General features: G+C 45.1%; 11 protein-coding genes. 8 read left to right on the forward strand and 3 right to left on the reverse strand.

Going from position 1 to position 20,303, the window contains the following annotated elements:
- Positions 1–364 precede the first annotated feature (364 nt).
- The 3 genes from Q0590_RS04375 to Q0590_RS04385 form a co-directional block, all read right to left on the reverse strand.
- Positions 365–895, reverse strand: a complete 531-nt coding sequence (locus Q0590_RS04375) for a VOC family protein (RefSeq protein ID WP_302036257.1) — start codon at positions 893–895, stop codon at positions 365–367.
- Positions 896–1,083: 188 nt separating this feature from the next.
- Complete coding sequence (locus tag Q0590_RS04380; protein WP_302036258.1) at positions 1,084–1,980, reverse strand: SDR family oxidoreductase; 897 nt, start codon at positions 1,978–1,980, stop codon at positions 1,084–1,086.
- A gap of 89 nt (positions 1,981–2,069) precedes the next feature.
- Positions 2,070–3,455, reverse strand: coding sequence for an FAD-binding oxidoreductase (locus Q0590_RS04385; RefSeq protein ID WP_302036259.1), 1,386 nt, complete (start codon positions 3,453–3,455; stop codon positions 2,070–2,072).
- A gap of 547 nt (positions 3,456–4,002) precedes the next feature.
- On the opposite strand from Q0590_RS04385, the gene Q0590_RS04390 reads away from it, so the two are divergent.
- The 8 genes from Q0590_RS04390 (at position 4,003) to Q0590_RS04425 (ending at position 20,293) form a co-directional block, all read left to right on the forward strand.
- Positions 4,003–4,647, forward strand: a complete 645-nt coding sequence (locus Q0590_RS04390; protein ID WP_302036260.1) for an RNA polymerase sigma-70 factor — start codon at positions 4,003–4,005, stop codon at positions 4,645–4,647.
- Between the two features lie 349 nt (positions 4,648–4,996).
- On the forward strand, positions 4,997–6,037 hold the full coding sequence (locus Q0590_RS04395) for a FecR family protein (RefSeq protein ID WP_302036261.1): 1,041 nt from the start codon (positions 4,997–4,999) through the stop codon (positions 6,035–6,037).
- A gap of 170 nt (positions 6,038–6,207) precedes the next feature.
- Positions 6,208–9,627, forward strand: a complete 3,420-nt coding sequence (locus Q0590_RS04400; RefSeq protein ID WP_366970305.1) for a SusC/RagA family TonB-linked outer membrane protein — start codon at positions 6,208–6,210, stop codon at positions 9,625–9,627.
- A gap of 11 nt (positions 9,628–9,638) precedes the next feature.
- The gene (locus tag Q0590_RS04405) at positions 9,639–11,159 is read left to right on the forward strand and encodes a RagB/SusD family nutrient uptake outer membrane protein (RefSeq protein ID WP_302036262.1); all 1,521 of its coding nucleotides are present in this window, start codon (positions 9,639–9,641) and stop codon (positions 11,157–11,159) included.
- A 126-nt stretch (positions 11,160–11,285) separates the two neighbouring features.
- A complete protein-coding gene (locus Q0590_RS04410) occupies positions 11,286–13,886 on the forward strand; it encodes a PSD1 and planctomycete cytochrome C domain-containing protein (RefSeq protein ID WP_302036263.1) in 2,601 nt (866 codons plus the stop codon).
- Between the two features lie 60 nt (positions 13,887–13,946).
- Entirely contained in the window at positions 13,947–15,389 is a 1,443-nt protein-coding gene (locus tag Q0590_RS04415) for a DUF1501 domain-containing protein (protein WP_302036264.1), read from the forward strand.
- A 254-nt stretch (positions 15,390–15,643) separates the two neighbouring features.
- Complete coding sequence (locus Q0590_RS04420) at positions 15,644–18,808, forward strand: PVC-type heme-binding CxxCH protein (RefSeq protein WP_302036265.1); 3,165 nt, start codon at positions 15,644–15,646, stop codon at positions 18,806–18,808.
- A 411-nt stretch (positions 18,809–19,219) separates the two neighbouring features.
- Complete coding sequence (locus Q0590_RS04425; protein ID WP_302036292.1) at positions 19,220–20,293, forward strand: FG-GAP repeat domain-containing protein; 1,074 nt, start codon at positions 19,220–19,222, stop codon at positions 20,291–20,293.
- The last annotated feature ends 10 nt before the right edge of the window (positions 20,294–20,303 follow it).

Here is a 20,303-nt window from a genome sequence, read left to right on the forward strand (position 1 = left end):
ATGAAGCAACAGAACAAGCGGCTTTTACTGATCTGTGAAATGCCACCATTTGTCTTCTCCAACAGAAGACATCTATTCCACAAAGGGCCAGATTATTGGCGACTTCCAGGTTTGCTAAGAAAAATTATTATGTAGGGCTTATGGTTGAAAGGAAAAGCTTGATGTTTTCCCAAAGAGAATTGTATGTTTTAGTGTCCGGAAAACGGACGTGAGTGTACTGTCTTATAAAGATAAGAATAGCGTAGGTATGGGGGTTAGTACGTATGTTTCAATTATTTATACAAATGTAACATCACGCAAGAGACTTTACCTTTATTGCCTGCTACACCCGCAAGAGAAGTGTAGCAGACAGTTTTCTAGCTTACTACTCTCCACGCTTCAGCTGTTCTACAAACTCAACGCCAGCCTGAGTAATACCAATTACTTCGGTAACTACCCCTATCTGTGCATACGTATCAAAATAGGCAGCCTTTGCTACTGGCAGGTGCAAGCCTTGAAGTACCGGAAATCCTCGGTTAGCCATTTGTGAAACGGCTTCGTCAAAATCTGCTTCTGCCACCACATAGGCTATGTGCTGTACACCGCCTTTGGGTTGAGTAGCCAGAAAATCCTGATACATGCTATTGCCGGAAACAGGCTGTATTAGTTCCAGCATCGAGTCTCCGGAGTAAGCGAGGTATAGATGGAACTCAAAATCGGCCGGCTGTCCCTTATAAGTTCCGGCTAGCTCTTGCGCACGTAAATTCCGCATCTTAAAAAATGTTGGAATCCCCATACTTTCCTGAAAGAACTTGGCGGTAGCTTCAATATCTGGTACTACCCAGGCCACCTGGGCAAATTGCTTTCCAAATAAAGTATTCCCTGTGGCGGGTGATGATTGTGTTTGTGTTTGCATGGCGTAACTTGCTTTTGTATAGATAAGGGGTAAACCTGTTGATTATGGCAATGCGATAGCTTCCGGAAATGCCGGATGTATAAGGTAATTCCTGGAAGAACACCCTTTCAATCAGTGCTCATAAAATGCAAATGAGTATACACCGCTTGCTTTCTATGAGCACTAAGTCATACGACTGTTAGAGAAAGTTAAGAGAGCACAGCAGCCTGCGGCTGTTTAGGCATATACGGCATTACCTCTAAATGCAAGCCTTCTTTCATTCCGGCTGCCCAGGTCTGTTCATCTACCATCACGGAGTTTATCCAGTCTTCATCGGTTAGCGAACTCCTCCAGCCTAGCAATGGCAACGCATCGGGGCCGGCGGTATGTCTTAGCTGGGTGGTATCACTTTCGATGATATTTCTAATCACTTCGGCTACTACCATTGGGGATACGTGGTTTTCTTTAGAAGCGGCAAAAAAGGCTCTGAACCTGGAGATATTGGGGTAATTGGAGTGCTCATCGGCAGATTTCATTTTTTCCAGGATAGGCGTTTCGATAACCCCGGGCTCGACAATAGCTACCCGGATACCAAAAGGTTTAACTTCCTGCCCTAGTGATTCGCTCAACGCCTCTACGGCTGCTTTGGAGGCACTATAGTGTGAATGAAAATTGCTAAATATTTTACCTGCAACCGAAGATATATTAATGATGCAACCGCTTTTTCTCTCCCGCATAGCAGGCAGCACGGCTTTTATGCAACGGAGCGTACCAAAGTAGTTGGTTTCCATAGTTGCTCTGAATACATCCATAGGTGTATCTTCTAGAGGAGAGAGTGGGCCAATACCTGCATTATTCACCAATACGTCAATGCAATCTTCTTTGTCTAACACCTGCTGTATAGCCTTTTCTACCGATGCATCCGTATCTACATCCATCGGGAGTACGGTGAGCGGAAGATTTTCTTTAATGGCCAACTCCTGCAAATAGGGAGAATGTTGAGGGGTACGCATGGTGGCATATACGGTGTGCCCATGCCTGGCAAGTAACTCTGCTGTAGCCAGGCCAATGCCTGTACTACAGCCTGTAATTAATATAATAGCCATTGATGATAAGGGTTAAGGTAGATAAATTGAATTTCTATATTCGGGCCAGGCAGGTAAATCCTATGTATTATGTCAGGAGAAAGGAAGGGCTAAGGCACTATGTTATTATTAATGCGGAACAAATTAGCCGGATCGTATAACCGCTTAAGCTCCACCAGCCGATCATAATTTACTCCATAAGCTGCCCGTACCCGGTCGTTTCCTTCATCGTCGCTCAGTGCATTAACGTAGACTCCATGCCGGTAAAAAGGCTTCATGGCTTCAAAAAATTCGCGGGTCCAGCGGACATGGGTAGGTGAATCTTTGGGATCTGTCCAGAGAGAAAGAATAACCAGGTCATAACATTCTTCCCGGTGACGGAAAGCAGTTGCCTCAGGATCTACACGGCTCATGGCTCCATGGTGATGCTCGATGAGCACAGCTGTACGCGGAGAGCTAATAGGGCTTACATATTTTACAAAGGTATCAATGGCTTCATCCGTAAGACCATCCAGCTGATTAGCTTTCCAATAGCTTTGCAACCCATGCGGAGCTGCCGCATCAAAAAGTGTTTGTTGCTCCAGGTAGGGCATAGGACGGAGCATATCTACCATAGGTGGGCCAAATTGCCGTACCGGGGCTATCAGCCGTTCGCCTTCTTCCATATCAGCTCCGCAATAACAAAGCACTATTGCAAGCATAGGATGGCCGTCGGGCGAAGTAAGGGCACCAGCATAGGTGGTAAGCTCATCTGGTGCAGTGGCTGTAAATTCGCGGTAAAACTGAAGCACTTCTTTAGCACGGCTTATTGGATGGAGCACCATGCCGCCAAGCACCTTTCCTACCCGGTGTAGCTGGTACTCAAAAGAAGTAACCACGCCAAAGTTGCCACCTGCCCCGCGAACCGCCCAGAAAAGATCTTCGTTCTGTGTTCGGCTGGCTGTGCGTACCTGTCCATCGGCGGTAACTATTTCTACCGAAAGCAGATTATCACAACTGAGGCCATATTTTCCCATAAGCCAGCCGATGCCACCGCCGAGCGTAAGTCCGGCAATGCCAGTAGTGGTAACCACGCCACCTGTGGTAGCCAGGCCATGCTGTTGGGTTGCCTGGTCAAACTCTCCCCACAATACACCGCCTTGTGCCCGGGCTGTCATCGTAGCAGGATCTACTACAATCTCCTTCATCAACGACAGATCGATTACCAGCCCATTGTCGCATACAGCTAAGCCTGCTGCATTATGGGCACCACCCCGGATGGCTACTGGCAATTGCTGCGTCCGGGCAAAGTTTACCGCGTGTACCACATCAGCTGTATTAATGCATTGCACAATGAGGCAAGGCCGGCGGTCAATCATCGCATTCCAGACTTTGCGGGCCTGGTCATAGCCTGCGGCATCGGGTAAAAGTATGGGCCCTTGAACAGCCGTTCTAAAAGCCATGAATGCTTCGGGAGAATAAAAACCGGAAGCTGTGTGTGTTTCGTGAGCAATCATATTACCTAACGTTTAAGTGGTGGCAGATAACTAACATACACTCTCCATAGCTGTTGGGGTGACCCGCAAAAAATAAGGCAGGCATTGCTGGTATAGAAATACGGCTGTATGTTGTTTCCTGACAGGAACAGGGTAAAATGTGTTGAAATAAACAAGCAGGCGGACAACATGCGGCTAATCAAATCTACTGCTTAAAACCTCAGGGGGGTTAGTACATATGTCTCAGGAATTATAACATATGTAGCATTTGCCTTTTTACTCAGCAATGCCAGTCTGCTTTACCCCGTATATAGAAGAAGGCGGAAAAGCAAAGGTGCATGTAACGGCGACTATGGTTGCATTTGCCCATACTCACCGAACGTGAGTATATATGATTCAGTTGTTAATTTTTCATTGGCTTTATCCAAAAAAACCAACATAATTTCATACTTAGTCTTTCTTTTCTTTAATTTAATTAGTAGTTTACCTTGCATAAATGTTCAGACTTCTATTTTGATTGCCAAATCAGTCTTTCCTGTTGATAAGTTGTTTGTATTATTTTTTTCTGATGAGTATAGAAGCCAAGAAAGCCTATGTCAAAGAGTTGCTTCACCGTATAGCCGAATACGATGACAAGGAAGCATTCAATACTTTTTTCTCTTTATATTATACAAAGCTGATCAGGTTTGCCTTACTTTTTGTGCCGTCCAAGCAACAGGCAGAAGATATTGTATCAGAGGTATTGATCCGGCTGCTAAAACGGCGGACTACGTTACCCACCATTGAAAACTTTGAAGGATACCTGTTTTTATCAGTAAAGAACCAGGCATTAAGTTTTATCAAACATACTTCCTCCAGAATGTCTTTTCATGCCGTAGATCCGGAAGGGGTATTACTACAGAGTGAACAGGTAAACCCCGAGAGATTATTGCTGGATGATGAACTCCGCAACCTTATTCACCAGACAGTCGAAAACCTGCCACCCCGCCGGAAAATGATCTATAAGCTCATTAAAGACGATGGCCTGAAATACAAAGAGGTGGCCGCTTTACTGGATATTACCCCTAAAACGGTAGAGAATCATCTGGATATTGCCATCAAAGAAATCCGCAAATCAGTATCCTTTTACCTGAATGGCAAAAAGGTAAAGACGGTGCTGGAAAAAATTCCCCAGAACCTAATCTTTCTTTGTGTGCTTTGCACCCTTGTTTAGTTAGGAATATTTTTTTGTTATCTACTCTTTTCCAATTAATCATCAGATACTATATGCATGCTGCGCACCAATCCGATCAGGAGTCTTGCCTGGGCATAAGTAAAAATCTACCTAAGATAGCCACAGGTAAAGCATAGAATAAAAGCTGTACCATTCTTTGTATTCTCTCTTTTTAAATCTCTTTAACCACACTAGATGCTAAAGCATATAGCATTTAAAAAATATTTTTTATAAACAATTGGGGGTTTTGTAACTGTCAGGAGTTTTTAGTCTAGCAGGCCAATAAGTATGCAACGAACAGAGAGTTTACCTGGGTTAGGCATACTTGTGCAGTAAGGCGCTTAATTGTATGCAAGAAAAAGATATTGATGAAATAATCCGGTTGGTTCTTACTGGCGAAGCCACCAGGGAAGAAGCCAGTATACTGGCTCAATGGCTAGCAGCCTCTGACGAAAACAGGCAGGTGTTTGAACACATGCAGCAGCTGTGGCAGGAAAGAACCCCCGAACCTCCCCTACCCAATGCCGGACAGCTAAGCAACCAGATATGGGCCAAAGCTTTACAAACAGACCCAACACCCCAGCACCTACACCCAGCTCCTGCCCCTTCGTTACTTACGTATTATACCAGAGTAGCAGCCATTGTGCTGTTCATTATTGGCCTTCCACTGCTTATTTTCTTCTATATGGCTACTCCGGCACACAAACCGGAGAAAACGCAGGTTGTCTATACAGAAAAGAAAAGTGCCATCGGGCAAAAGCTGAAAATTACCTTACCCGATGGTTCCCTGGCCTGGCTCAACGCCGATAGTAAAATACAGTATGCGGCTAATTTTGAAGGTAACACCCGTACCATAGTTCTGGAAGGAGAAGGCTATTTTGAAGTAAAGAAAAATGCCAGCAAACCATTCATTGTAAAATCAGGCAAGGTTTCTACGACTGCCCTTGGTACGTCTTTTAATATACAGGCCTATCCGGAAGATAGCACCATTCAGGTAGCCCTTCTGACAGGCAAAGTGCAGGTAAAGTCGCCACAGGTAGGTACGGCGGGCATTGCCTTTAGCCTGCGGGAAGGCATGGGTATTCACTACAACAAACAGATGAATCAATCCAGTAAATACAAAGTTGATCAGGACCAGGTAATGGCCTGGAAGCAAGGCATTTTGCTGTTCGACGGCGATTCTTTTGAAGAAGTAACAAGCAAAATCAGGCGGTGGTATGGAGTGGAAGTTACCGTTACAGGCACCCCGCCCAATGACTGGAAACTTACCGGAAAATTTAAGAATGAGGCCCTAACATCGGTTCTGGAAAACATCCGTTTCGGCCGCAGTTTCTCTTACCAGTTAGCTGGCAAACAACTGACCTTTCTTTTCGATACACCTAACCCTTGATACACTTAACCCCTAAGCCTATGACCTAACACAAACACATCAAACACTCAAGCCTTACCATGGCTACACCTTAAAAAATAAACCTGGGTAAAAATAGGGACAGTTGGCGCTAGAGCTATTTTATACCCAGGTATAGTTTATCTTTTATCTGAAATAAACTCCCCAAAAGTATGAAAATTAAGATTATACAACAACTGCTTATGTTGTCCAAATATGCGTGTATCGGGATGTTGTGCCAGTGCCTGCTACTGAATCTGGTACTGGCTTCGGAGACCAATGGGCAAAACTCTCCGAAAATGAAAGATGTGGTAGTAGAAGTAGAGTTTACTAACGAAGACCTGCTAGAGGTATTTAAAAAACTGGAATCTATTACGGAGTATGTATTTATCTTCCATGCCAATGATGAATACCTGCAAGATAAATTTACCCTGCCCAAGAGTAAGCTAAGCGTAGAAAAAATATTACTGCTGATTTCTTCCCAGTCTGGTATTGATTTCCGCCAGTTTAATAACAACATCAGTATTAAAAAACTACCGGCTGGCAAAGCAGCTAAAATGCAAACTTCCCTGCTAATTACTCCAGAAAGAAATATTACCGGCCGCGTAACTTCGGAAGAAGGTGAAGGGCTGCCGGGGGTAAGTGTGCTGCTAAAAGGAACAACCACCGGAACCTCTACGGATATAGATGGAAAATTTACGATCTCTGTACCCGATGAGGGAGGCTCCTTAGTTTTTTCCTACATCGGCTTTATGACCAAAGAAGTAGCTATTGGTGCCCAGGCTACCATAGATGTAACACTGGCCGCCGATATTAAATCTCTGGAAGAAGTAGTGGTTGTAGGCTATGGTACCCAGCGGAAGCGGGACATTACCTCGGCAGTATCCAATATTAACATGAAAGACATTGGCGAAGTACCTGCTTCGAATTTAAACAGATTACTTCAAGGACAGGCGGCTGGGGTTACGGTGCGGCAGAACCATGGAGCGCCCGGAGGCCAGTTTCAGGTCCGGGTACGCGGTATTGGTTCATTGGGAGCAGGAAGCGACCCTTTGTATGTAATTGATGGCTTTCCGGTAGGCAACAATATAGGGCAGAACCTGAATCCCAACGATATTGAAACCATTACGGTACTGAAAGATGCCGCTTCTACTGCCATTTATGGAGCCAGAGGTTCCAATGGAGTAGTTTTAATTACTACTAAAAATGCCCAGGCCGATAGAGTAAATCTGAACTTCTCAGTAGATTATGGAATCCAGAACATTCCGCAATCGCGCCGGGTAAATGTATTGAATGGAGTAGAATTTGCCCAGTTTAAGAAAGAAGTATTTATGGATAATATCCGCTACTTCCAGAACAGGGAACCTGCCATAGAAGAAGTACCAGCCAGCTACCGCTTTCCTGAGCAAACCCAGCATTCCACCGACTGGTACGATGCTATTCTGCACGACAATGCTCCCTATAAAGACATAAATATGACGCTTGCAGCCGGCAGAGGCCCTATCAAAACTTTGTTATCCTTAGGCTATTACAAAGAACAAGGGTCAGTTATCAAAACTGATTACGACCGTATTTCTGCCCGGGCCAATATAGGCGGCGATGTAAACAAGTTTATCCGGGTAGGGTTTAACCTGAACGGCACCTACTCGAAAAAAAATCTGGCTAGCTTAGATGAATCTGTTGCCGGACGCAGTGCTTTAATAGGATCTACCTTGCTGATGGACCCCAGAGAACCCATATATGACGAACAGGGCAACCTGAGGCCATACATTGGAGGGGTAGATGGGGTATTTGGTTTTCCTAACCCAGTATATGTATTAAACAATGCTATCCGGAAAAGAAACATTGCGGAAGTGTTATCCAATGTGTATGTAGAACTAACTCTTTTAAAAGGGCTAAAATTCAGAACATCTGCCAATGCCAAACTAAACTATAATACCTGGAAAGAATATGTTCCTTCTACCATTGGTACGCCGCTGAATGGATTCCCGCCACGGTTAGCATTTGGCAGTGAAACTACGGAACAATTATCCAACCTGTCTGCCGACCAGTTGTTGACCTACACACCAGAACTAGGTGAAAACCATCATTTTGATGTAATGGTTGGTTATACGGCGCAGGAGGAAAAAGTAAGAGGCGTTTCAGGTTCCGGCAATACCTATCCCGATGACCTGGTACCATTTTTAGGTTCCGCTATTATCCGTTCTTCTAATTCCTATGAGTATGGCTGGACCTTATTAGCTTACCTGGGCCGGATAAATTATTCATTCAAAGAGAAGTATTTGTTCTCGGCATCTATGCGCCGGGAAGGAAGCTCCCGGTTTGGAAAAGTAAACAAATATGGAAACTTCCCGGCTGTATCTTTGGGCTGGCGGGTTTCCGAGGAATCCTTTATTCCCAAATTTACCTGGCTCGACGATCTGAAACTGCGGGCCAGCTGGGGTATGACCGGTAATAACGATATTGGAAACTACTCCCACCTGGCGTTTATGAATACCAGCAACTACATTCTGGGCAATGCCATTGCTCCAGGCCGGGTGGTAAGTTCATTTGCCAATTCAACGCTGGAGTGGGAAAAATCCAATCAACTGGACCTGGGTTTAGACTTAACGGTATTCAATAACTCGCTAACCTTTACAGCTGAGTATTATGACAAGATCACCAATGACATGCTGCTGCCAATCTCTATTCCATCTGTTTCAGGGTTTACTGTCAGCCTGGCTAACATCGGAAAAGTAGAAAATAAGGGTGTTGAACTGGCGGCAGACTATCGGCTGAGAATTGGCCAGGTAAACTTCCGCACCAGTCCCAATATTTCATTCAACCGTAGCAAAATCCTAGCTATTAAAGGCGAAAATGATATGCTGTGGTATGGTAGTTTCTATGGTGGCTACAATGTACAGAAAGTGGGCCGGCCTATCGGGATGATCTATGGCTATAAAAAATTAGGCATCTTTAACACGCAGGAAGAAATAAATGCCTCGCCCAAGCAAGATGGGGTAATTCCTGGTGGCATGAAATTCTGGGATGCCGATGGCAATGGCGAAGTTACCTACGATACCAAAGACATGGTAGAAATTGGCAACCCAAATCCTGCCTTTACCTGGGGCTGGACGTTTGCCGCCGACTACAAGCGGTTCGACATTAGTATTTTGCTGATGGGTGCTCACGATTATGATATATACCGGAATATTGAAGCGTCTACTATGAATATGGATGGCGTATTTAATGTATTAGATAAAGCCAAAGACCGCTGGCGTTCACCTGAAAATCCTGGTTCTAACCCGAATGCTAAAAATTCCCAGGGGGGCACTAACTATTTTAAATGGTCACGGGAAAGCAGCGAGCGGTACATCTACGATGCCAGCCATATGTGGGTACGGAACATCACTTTTGGGTACAACCTGCCGAAGTTTACCTCTGTTATTAGTGATGCAAGAGTGTTCGTTAACGCAGCCAATGTTTTCTTGTTCACCAAATACCCTGGGGGTAACCCCGATGCCAGTGTACGTGGTGGCACTGAGTTGAACAACGACGATGAAACCTATCCTATTCCGAGAGTATTTTCTGTTGGCGCCCGTGTAAACTTTTAAATCCTACTGACATGAAGAAACAAATCAAACATATTGTAGCTGCCAGTATTCTGGTAATTGGCCTTGCCCAAACTTCTTGTAAAGATGATTTTCTGGACACCACCGACCCAACCCGCGTTGGAGCTGACCTTTTCTACAAAGATCAGAAGCAATTAGAACAAGCATTAAATGGAGTATATGGCTATCTACAGGCTGTTACCAATACTGCCTATATTTTTCAGGAGTTTAATACCGATAATACTACGCTTGACTTCAACCCCCTAGACCGCGGAGGAGCTGCCGGATGGGAGGCCTTTGAATTTTCTACAGTAAATTCCGGAAATGGGGAAATCTCCAACATGTGGAATGCCTATTATGCGGCCCTCTATAATGTGAACTTTACCCTGGAAAAAATTGCTGCCAGCACCGCTACTATTGATCCTACAGCGAAAGCAGAAATAGAAGGACAGCTGAAGTTTTTGCGGGCATACTATTACTTTCATCTGGTGCAGTATTTTGGCGATGTGGTATTGGTTACTTCGACCCTGAAAACACCAGACGAAGCCTTTACTCTGCTGCGGTCGCCGGAAGCCGAGGTATACGCCCAGATTGAGAAAGACCTGAAAGAAGCCGCTGAAGCACTGCCTGTTAAATACAATGCAGCTAACGCAGGCCGGGTTACCAAAGGGGCTGCGCTAAGTTTATTAGGTAAAGTGTATCTGACTAAAAAGCAGTATGCTGAAGCAGTAACCACTCTCCAACAGGTATTGCCCTTAGGCTATGGCCTAAATACAAATTATGCCGACAACTTTGATCCAACGAAGAAAAATGGCATAGAATCCGTATTTGAGGTACAATACCAGGGAGGAAATGACTTGGGCGAGTGGAGTAATTTTATCTATGTATTTGCCCCCAGGCTGTCTCTGGGAGCCATTACCGGCTATGCTAATGTCAACCCAAGCGGACGTAACATTCCTACCCGGGATATGATTGCTGCCTATGAGCCCAACGATCTGCGGAAAGATATATCCTTAAAAGAAGGCTATACCAATGCCAAAGGGGAATATATAGCTATTCCGTTTGTTAATAAATATAATTATAAGCATACCATTGCCGGCCGGACAGACACTAATTGGCCGGTTATCCGCTATGCCGATGTACTGTTAATGCTGGCAGAAGCCATAAATGAACAGACCGGGCCAACCGATGAAGCCTATGGTTATCTGAACCAGGTACGCGCACGGGCCGGACTCGATCCGGTGAGCGGACTGGATGCCAATGCTTTTAGAGAAACCGTGCTGCACGAGCGGCGAGTAGAACTGGCTTTTGAAAACCACCGCTGGTTTGACCTGAGAAGGACCAAAAATCCAACGGAACTAGCAGCATTCCTGAATGCCTACGCTGCCCAGGAAAAAGCTAGCCCAACAGTAGATAGAGGCGGCGTGGCCTTCAATGCCCTGGACTATGTGTATGAGCCGCATGAATATTTGTTCCCCATTCCGGCGCCGCAGATTCTGATAAATGATAAACTGACCCAGAATCCCGGTTATTAAAGGAAACTATTATCAGGGTTGTATGCGTTGCCTATATAACCCTGATAATCAAAATTTTAGTAAAACAATAAATAGAAAGCGTATTGCTGCGCACTAAGTTTTTAATCAACACCACCCTGGTATCTGATGAATAAGCCTATAACTAATCTGTTTACTACTAAAAAAGGATGCATGCTTACCGGTATGCTTTTTATGCTAAGCCTGCTGCATCCTCTTTTACTTTCTGATGGATATGCCGCAGGCCTGCAAGAGGTAGCCGAGGAAGCTCAGCCTTTCTGGCTTTGGCAGTTTCTGGGCAGGCTTCATCCCTTAGCTGTACATTTTCCGGTAAGTCTGCTGCTATTAGCCGCGGTGTTAGAACTTTTTACCTTCAAAAATTATCGGTCCAGCCTTCGTCCAGGCATCAATCTACTGGTCTATATAGGAGCTTCTACGGCCATTATAGCCGCTGTATTGGGCTGGCTATTATCCACCCAGGAAGAATATGGCGGAGACACCTTAGCTATCCATCAGTGGTCTGGCTATGCTACGGCTTTTCTGGGGGTCATTACCCTGGCTTTTCTCTTCCTGGTCGAACGGAAAAAGCAACAAACCTTTGTAAAACCTTACCGCAGCATCTTGTTTTTTACGGCTTTTGGGGTTTCTGTAGCCGGGCACTTCGGCGCTTCACTCACCCATGGCAATGAATACCTAACCAGTGTGCTTCCCTGGAACCAGGATAATGCACTCGCCCAATCTGGCAGTAAATTTAACTTTGTATCCCTGAGGAACGATACTACTAAACTCAGTGAAGCGCAGGAACTAGACCTGAATGGACAGATACGGGCTATTTTTGCCCACAACTGTTATAGCTGCCACAGTGCCGAAAAAATAAAAGGCGAGTTGCGGTTAGATAAAAAACGTATGGTCTTTAAAGGGGGCAAATCAGGCGAGGTAATTGTCCCTGGCAACTCCGGAAAAAGTGAACTGATGCGCCGGATTACCTTACCGCATAATCACAAAGAAGTAATGCCCGGCAAAGGCAAAAAACTATCGGAACATGAAATAGACGTTATTAAGTTTTGGATTGATAAAGGTGCCCCCTGGCCAGATGTAGCTGATGGGCAAAGTGTATTCCGCGTAGCCAAACTGGAACCCAGAATGCCTGCTCTGCCTGCCAGTAAACTGCAAAGTCCAATTGATGCGTTTGTAGATTCGTATTTCAAGAAAAAGAAAACAGCTTGGCCGGAGGTAGTGGACGACAAAACCTATTTAAGAAGAATTTACCTGGATATTATTGGCCTGGTCCCCACCCCGGAAGAACAACAAGCCTTTCTGCAAGATACCCGCCCCGATAAACGGGCCATATGGGTTAAGCAGTTATTAAACCGGGAAGATGACTATGCCATGCACTGGCTCACCTTCTGGAACGATGCTCTCCGCAACGATTATACTGGTACTGGCTACATTACTGGCGGACGTTATGATATTACCAGCTGGCTCTATAAAGCCATCAAAACCAACACACCGTATAATCAATTTGTAAAAGAACTCATCAGCCCGACGGATGATTCCAAAGGATTTGTAGCTGGTATTAAATGGCGCGGTACCATCAATGCCAGCCAGCGGACAGAAATGCAGGCAGCTCAGAATGTAGCCCAGGTATTTTTAGGATTGAACCTGAAATGTGCCTCCTGCCACGACAGCTTTATCAGCGACTGGAAACTAACTGATGCCTATGCTTTTGCTAATATATTTGCTGATACTACCCTGGAAATAAACCGCTGCGACAAACCCACTGGCAAGTTTGCCAGCACCCGTATTCTTTGGGAGGAATTAGGCACGATAGATAGTACAGCTATTTCCGCTGTAAAACTGCAACAACTGGCCGAGAACCTGACCAAACCTGCCAATGGCCGCCTGTACCGGACTATTGTAAACCGGATATGGGCGCAGCTAATGGGCCGGGGTATTGTGGAGCCAGTAGATGCCATGGATAACGAACCCTGGAGTCAGGACCTGCTCGACTGGATGGCTTCCGACTTTGTAAAGAATAATTACAACATCAAAGAACTCATTTATCAGATTGCTACATCCAAAACGTATCAGTTGCCTTCTGTCGGTATTAAAGATGCTAACTCTTTAATTGCACAGGATTTTGAGTTCAAAGGTATGCTCCGGCGGAGAATGACGGCTGAACAATTTTCCGATGCCATAAGCAGCATCATAGAGCCCGTTTTTGCCGATACCGCCTTGCATTTTGATCCATACAATCCGGATAAACACAAAAAAGTAAAAGATTCCAAAAAGAAAAAAGAGCAGAAAAAGGTAGTAAAACTGGTAAATGATTCCAAAGAAGAACCGGCAAATGCTCTGCATCCGAACATGACGTTTGTGCGGGCTTCCTTGGTGAAGAACAATAGTTTCCTCACAGCGCTTGGCCGACCTAACCGCGAAACTGTTTCTACCGGAAGGGATTCACGGGCTAATCTATTACAAGCCTTGGAACTGACAAATGGAGAAAGATTAAATGAAGTACTCCAAAGAGGTGCAGAAACCTGGAAGCAAAAATATCCTGGCACAGATGAATTGATAAACGAACTGTACAGGCGTGCCTTAGGACGAAAACCACAACCCAAAGAACTGAAAGTAGCTAAAGATGTATTGGGAGAGAAACCCACCACCGAAGGCATACAAGATCTGTTCTGGGCCATGACGCTGCACCCCGAATTCCAGCTGATTTATTAACCATACTAAAATCTCAGCTTGCATTTTTCATCATACTCTTAATAATCTAATTATACCTAAATGAAAATGAATTGGAACAGAAGAGAGTTTTTAAAGAGAACCAGTGCAGCTACCTTGGCTGCCATGGCTGCCGGTGCTCCAATGACCAGTTTTTTATCTTCCTGCAACAAGAAGAAAACCATTACTTCCAAAGCCGATACCATTATCTTGCTATGGATGGCCGGAGGTATGGCGCATACCGAAACCTTTGATCCTAAAAAATACACCCCTTTCGAAAAAGGCCTGGAGTCGAACCGGGTGTTGAGCACCTTCCCCTCCTTCCCTACATCTTTAGATGGCGTTTCCTTTTCTGAAGGTCTGCAATCCATTGGTAGTGTCATGGACAAAGGAACCATTATCCGCTCGTATGTGGCCGCTGACCTGGGGCATATTCTGCACTCCAGGCATCAGTACCACTGGCACACCGGTTACGAACCTCCTCAAACCGTGGCAGCTCCGCATATTGGCGCCTGGATAGCCAAAGAACTAGGTCCAATGAATCCAGTAATTCCGGCCTTTATTGACATTGGACAACGCTTCACAGTGGGTGAAGGGGAAGAACTGAAAGCTTTTCATACAGCCGGTTTTTTAGGCAATGAGTTCGGCCCATTCCTCATTCCAGATCCCTCACAAGGACTAGATAGCGTTCGGCCACCAGTGGGGATGTCCAGCAAACGGTTTGAGCGGCGAAACCAGTTGTATAATGACCTCATTAGTCAAAGTCCGGTAGGTGAGTTTGGCAGCGATTATCAGAAAGAATCGCTAAAACGGTCTATGGAACAAGCTTATATTCTGCTCAATTCACCCGAAGCAAAGGCATTTGATCTGAGCCAGGAGCCAAAAGAAATCTATGATATTTATAACACCGGCCGCTTTGGCTTAGGTTGCCTGATGGCCCGCCGCCTTACTGAACAGGGTGCCCGCTTTATTAGTGTCACAACGGAGTACGAACCATTTATGGGTTGGGATACGCATGAAAATGGACACACCCGGCTGAAAGACATGAAAAAGCAGATTGATGGCCCGGTGGCCCAATTAATAAAAGATCTGGAACGAACAGGGCGCTTAGACCGCACCATGGTTATACTGGCCAGTGAATTTAGCCGGGATATGTTAATGGAAGGCCGCCCAGGCGCAAAAGTACTAGACCAGGTAGATCAACCGGATGTAATCCAGGATATTAAGAACTATGGCATGCACCGGCATTTTACCGATGGATGCTCTATACTGATGTTTGGTGGAGGTATAAAAAAAGGGTATGCCTATGGAAAAACAGCCGATGAACGGCCTTGCAAAACCATAGAAAAGCCTATCAAAATAGACCAGATCCATCAGACGATTTACCATGCCTTGGGTATTGCCGAAGATGCACATTATGTAGTGGAAGAACGTCCATTTTACACAACGCCTGATGGGTTAGGCAAACCTGTAATGGAACTGTTTGGGCAACCGGAAAAAGCATAATCTATCTAAGTTGAAGTCTTGTTACCTAGATGTAACCGCTTATAATATTGAATTTAACCCTGAAAAAATGTATCTATTTTAATAATTTTAGCTAACTTTCTGCAATTAAATATGTCATTATAGAAGAGCTAGAAAGTCCTATACAGTTAATCCCTGATTTAATTTTTGAGTAAAGAAGACCTGATTTTTTAAAGAAGTAACCGCTTTAGCTGCTTACTGCGAAAGCAAGAATTACTTATAAAAGCAACAAATAAATGAAACCACCTAAACTCATTTTCTTGTCCTTTGCCGCTTCTTTACTTCTGGTGAATTGTGTAAAAACCACAACAAAAAATAATCAGCCAGCTCAGCAAACTACAGCAGACCAACCTGTAGTCGAACGGCCAGTAACTGAATTAACAGAAGGCGTATTCAGTGGCAAACATTTTAGTGAACACGTACGGCCGACAGAAGCCCGTAGCCCCGAGGAAGAACAAAAAGGGTTTAAAGTGCCGGATGGTTTTAAAATAGAATTGTATGCCTCTGAACCAGATATAGGCAAACCCATCAACATGGCTTTCGATGCCCAGGGCCGCTTATGGGTTACCCAATCTTTTGAATATCCATTTGCTGCCAAACCAGGCGAAGGCAGCGACCGGCTGACGATTCTGGAAGATACGAACCACGACGGCAAAGCCGACCGCTTTACCCATGTTAATGATACTTTAAATATCCCTATTGGTGTTCTGCCTCTGCACGATGGGGCCGTTGCCTATAGCATTCCGCATGTATACCGGTTTACGGATGCAAATAACGATGGCAAGGCAGAAGGTAAGAAAGCCCTGTTAAGTCCTTTTGGGCATAAAGATACGCATGGCATGGTCAATAATCTGGTGCGCGGCTACGATGGCTGGATACATGCCGGGCATGGCTTCTCCAATACGTCGGTTGTGGCCGGTGCCGATGGCGACTCTATCCGCATGGAATCTGGCAACACCTTCCGCTTCCGGCCAGATGGCAGCCGGGTAGAACAAACCACCTTTGGCCGGGTAAATCCCTTTGGATTGGCCTATGATGAACTAGGATATCTGTACTCAGCCGATTGCCATACCTCTCCCCTGTACCAACTAATTTTTGGAGCTGATTACCCGCACTTTGGTAAATTACCAGAAGGCATCGGATTTGGCCCGGATATGAAATCCCTGGAGGAAGAATCTACCGCATTAGCCGGATTAGCGTACTATGCTTCTTCACAATTTCCTGCCTCTTTTCACATGAATTTTTTCATTGGCGATGTAGTTACCTGCCGGGTACACCGCTATTCTTTTGAGTTCAAAGGCACCACACCAGTAGGAAAGAAGGAAGAAGACTTTGTGTTGAGTGCCGACCCCTGGTTCAGGCCGGTAGATGTAAAGATGGGGCCTGATGGAGCCATTTATATTGCTGACTTCTACAACAGCATTATTGGCCATTATGAAGTTCCTTTAGAACATCCCAAGCGGGACCGGATCAGAGGCCGCATCTGGCGGGTTTCCTACAAAGGTAATAGCAGCCAAACAAACTTAGCGCATCAGACAAACTGGACCACAGCTACTGCAGCAGAACTAATACAAGCATTAAACCACGATAACCTGCCTATTCGCATGGCAGCTGCCGATCAGCTTGCCGACCGTATTGGAACAACTGCTGTACCCCCTTTAACCCAGATACTGAACAATCCGCAGACCAGTGCCCGGCAGTATATTCACAGCTTGTGGGTACTACACCGGCTCAAGGCTCTTTCCGATGAGATACTTACCAAATCCGCTAAACATGCAGATCCATTGGTTAGGGTACATGCCATGCGGATTATGAATGAAAAACCGCATACAGCACCCTATTTCTCTTTGCTTGCTTCTGCACTGAATGATACCGATGCACATGTGCAACGGGCAGCTGTAGAAGCCATAGGTAAAAATACCACTGTAAAAACCGTAGAAGCTCTTTTGGCACATCAGCAAAAAATACCTGCGTATGATACCCATCATTTGTACACGACACGCCTGGGGCTACGGAATGTCCTCCGGAATGATCAAACGCTGGCGCAAGTACTAAACAGAAAATGGAAGGATGAGCAAGGAGCTATTCTGGCCGATGTACTAACGGGCGTAAAAGCAGAAAAAGCTGCCCTGTTTTTATTAGATTACAGCACATCCCATGCCTTGCCCAGTCAGCAACAAGCCATTGCATGGCAGCATATCGCCAAGTTTGCACCAGCAAGTCACGTAAGCAAAGCAATTAATTTAGCTAGACAACAATCTGCAGGCAATAAAACCAGTGCTTACCAAACCTTTACCGCTATCCGGAAAGGTATGCAAGAGAGAGAAACGAAGAATGCAAGCTTACTGAAAGAGTGGGGTACGGAAATCGCACAAAGTTTACTGACTGAACATTTTCCAGACAATGTGGCAACGCAAGTAAGCAATAAAACCCAGAAGCTACCAGATTCAGTTATTGCCCAGCAACGCCTTGCTGTAGAAATAGCCGGCGATTACAAACTATCAGCTCTGGAGCCTCACCTAAAAACAGCCCTGCAAGGGATAACAACCGACAAAAATGTACAACTAGCTGCCGCCAGAAGCCTGCTTCAGCTAAATGCTGAAACAAATATAAAACTGATAGAACAATTGCTGCAAGATAGTAGTCAACCCCTGTGGTTCAGAAGGCAATTGGTAAGTGTATTAGGCGAATTTCCTGGCAGTGCCACCAGAAAAGTATTAGCCAACACTACTAATCTCTCACCTGAAATCCAGGGAGATATAGCAATGGCACTGGCTGGCACAGCAGAAGGTAGAAGCATTATTTTTCAGAAAGTAAAAAGTGGAGAAATTTTCGCACGCACCCTGCAACAACCCAAAATTGAAGAACGCATTTTATCCAATAGTTCAGCAGCACAGAAAGCAGAGTATCAAAAATTAATAGCTAGCCTGCCGCCGGTGAGTGAAGAAAAGGATAAGTTAATTAAAGAACGCCTGGCTGTATTTACCCAATCAGACACATTAAAAAGTCCAGGGAAAGGGCTGTTCGTGCAAAATTGTTCGCCTTGCCACCGGATCGGAAACGAAGGTGGAATTATCGGTCCTCAACTGACCGGTATTGGTAACTGGGGAGCCACGGCTCTAGCAGAAAAGATACTAGACCCTAACCGGAATATTTCAGAAGCATTCAGAACCTATACCATTACCTTAAAAAATGGCAAAGTACTAACCGGACTTTACCGCAGAGACGAAGGCGGAGCCCTGGTATTTGCTGATATGTCGGGCAAAGAATTTTCGGTACCGAAAGAAGAAATAATGGAGCAGAAAGCTTCTAAATATACCCTGATGCCAGATACATTTAGCCAGACACTTTCCCAGGAAGATTTCAACGCCTTGCTTTCTTACCTGCTAAGTGTGAAATAATAAATAATGAAGAAGATAAATGCAAGTAGATGACAACAGCTTTTACAAAAGCCGCCTTTTAGAATCTTTGGCACTGGGAGCTGGCTTGTGCGGATTCTATACAGCGGTGTTGTAAAAGCGAGGCCCGCCCGGCCATGAGGGCAAAAAGTATCGGTGTGCAATACACGCGGGGTGTATACGCAATCCATATTTACCTGATAATATAACAATTCTTGATCTAAACCAGACTCTATTATATATAAGCGATCTCCCATGAAACCAAGAACTGCGTTGAGCAACAAGTTAATATCCAAATTCTATCCATCACTGGGGATAACGGTGCTACTGACAAGCCTAGTCAGTTTGCAACCTTCCTGCGCCCAGGAAGAAAACCCGAAAGCTAAAAAAGAAATAAAACCTGTGCTCTTTAAGATGCAGATGGTAGCCTCCGAAAGCTATGAAACCGTAGGCGTGTACGATGTAAATAAAGATGGCAAACCAGATATTGTTTCCGGAGCTTTCTGGTATGAGGCCCCTGAGTTTCAAAACAGACATTATATAGGCAATGTCAAACGGTTTGGCAATGGAGAGTACTACGATGACTTAGCCCATATTCCCATCGATGTGAATGGCGATGGCAACATGGATTTTGCTACCGGCGGATGGGATAACCAGCAGATGGTCTGGATGGAAAATTCGGGCAACAAAGGGGAGTGGAAACAACATGTAATTGATCAGACAGGAAATGTAGAAACAGCCAGAGGCTGGGATGTAGACAATGACGGACAAATAGAGATTGTACCCAACAACCCGGGCCATCCACTAAAATTCTATAAACTGGAAAAGGATGCGTCAGGAAAAGGTACTGGTAAGTTTACCAAAATACCGGTTGCCGATAAGCAAGGGCACGGCCTTGGTTTTGGGGATGTGAACGGCGACAAACGGGGAGATTTCATCATCAGCAACGGTTGGGTGGAAGCTCCGCAAGATCCCTTAAAAGGCAAATGGATTATCCACAATGAATTTGAACTAGGTACCGCCAGTGTACCCATCCTGGTCGTAGACGTAAATGGAGACGGAAAGAATGATCTGATTGTAGGGCAGGGACATGGCTATGGACTAGATTGGTACGAGCAGAAAACCGATGCATCTGGCAAGAAACGGACCTGGGCTAAACATCCCATTGATCCTTTTGTAGCCCAATACCATACCATGGAGTGGGTAGACCTGGATGGCGATGGAAAAGAAGAGTTAGTTACTGGTAAACGGTACCGGGCTCACAATGGAAGAGATCCGGGTGAGAAAGATCCGCTTGGCATCTTCTACTTTAAGTGGAATGGAGAATCTTTTACCAAACATGTCATTTCTTATGGACCCTACGGGCAAGGCAAGGGTAGCGGAGTTATCTTCGCTGTAGCCGATCTGCGGGGCAATGGCCGCAAAGACATTATTGTTGCCGGTAAAGATGGCTTAGCTATATTCTATAACGAGGGTACGGATTACTAATAGTTTTTAT

The organism is Rhodocytophaga aerolata (genome assembly GCF_030503435.1).
Classification (GTDB): domain Bacteria; phylum Bacteroidota; class Bacteroidia; order Cytophagales; family 172606-1; genus Rhodocytophaga; species Rhodocytophaga aerolata.

Excerpts from the sequence above, each read along its gene's own strand:
- Q0590_RS04390 (WP_302036260.1), top strand. The coding sequence starts at position 4,003 with ATGAGTATAGAAGCCAAGAAAGCCTATGTCAAAGAGTTGCTTCACCGT.
- Q0590_RS04425 (WP_302036292.1), top strand. The coding sequence starts at position 19,220 with ATGCAGATGGTAGCCTCCGAAAGCTATGAAACCGTAGGCGTGTACGAT.
- Q0590_RS04380 (WP_302036258.1), bottom strand. The coding sequence starts at position 1,980 with ATGGCTATTATATTAATTACAGGCTGTAGTACAGGCATTGGCCTGGCT.
- Q0590_RS04395 (WP_302036261.1), top strand. The coding sequence starts at position 4,997 with ATGCAAGAAAAAGATATTGATGAAATAATCCGGTTGGTTCTTACTGGC.
- Q0590_RS04410 (WP_302036263.1), top strand. The coding sequence starts at position 11,286 with ATGAATAAGCCTATAACTAATCTGTTTACTACTAAAAAAGGATGCATG.
- Q0590_RS04400 (WP_366970305.1), top strand. The coding sequence starts at position 6,208 with ATGAAAATTAAGATTATACAACAACTGCTTATGTTGTCCAAATATGCG.
- Q0590_RS04375 (WP_302036257.1), bottom strand. The coding sequence starts at position 895 with ATGCAAACACAAACACAATCATCACCCGCCACAGGGAATACTTTATTT.
- Q0590_RS04415 (WP_302036264.1), top strand. The coding sequence starts at position 13,947 with ATGAAAATGAATTGGAACAGAAGAGAGTTTTTAAAGAGAACCAGTGCA.
- Q0590_RS04385 (WP_302036259.1), bottom strand. The coding sequence starts at position 3,455 with ATGATTGCTCACGAAACACACACAGCTTCCGGTTTTTATTCTCCCGAA.
- Q0590_RS04405 (WP_302036262.1), top strand. The coding sequence starts at position 9,639 with ATGAAGAAACAAATCAAACATATTGTAGCTGCCAGTATTCTGGTAATT.
- Q0590_RS04420 (WP_302036265.1), top strand. The coding sequence starts at position 15,644 with ATGAAACCACCTAAACTCATTTTCTTGTCCTTTGCCGCTTCTTTACTT.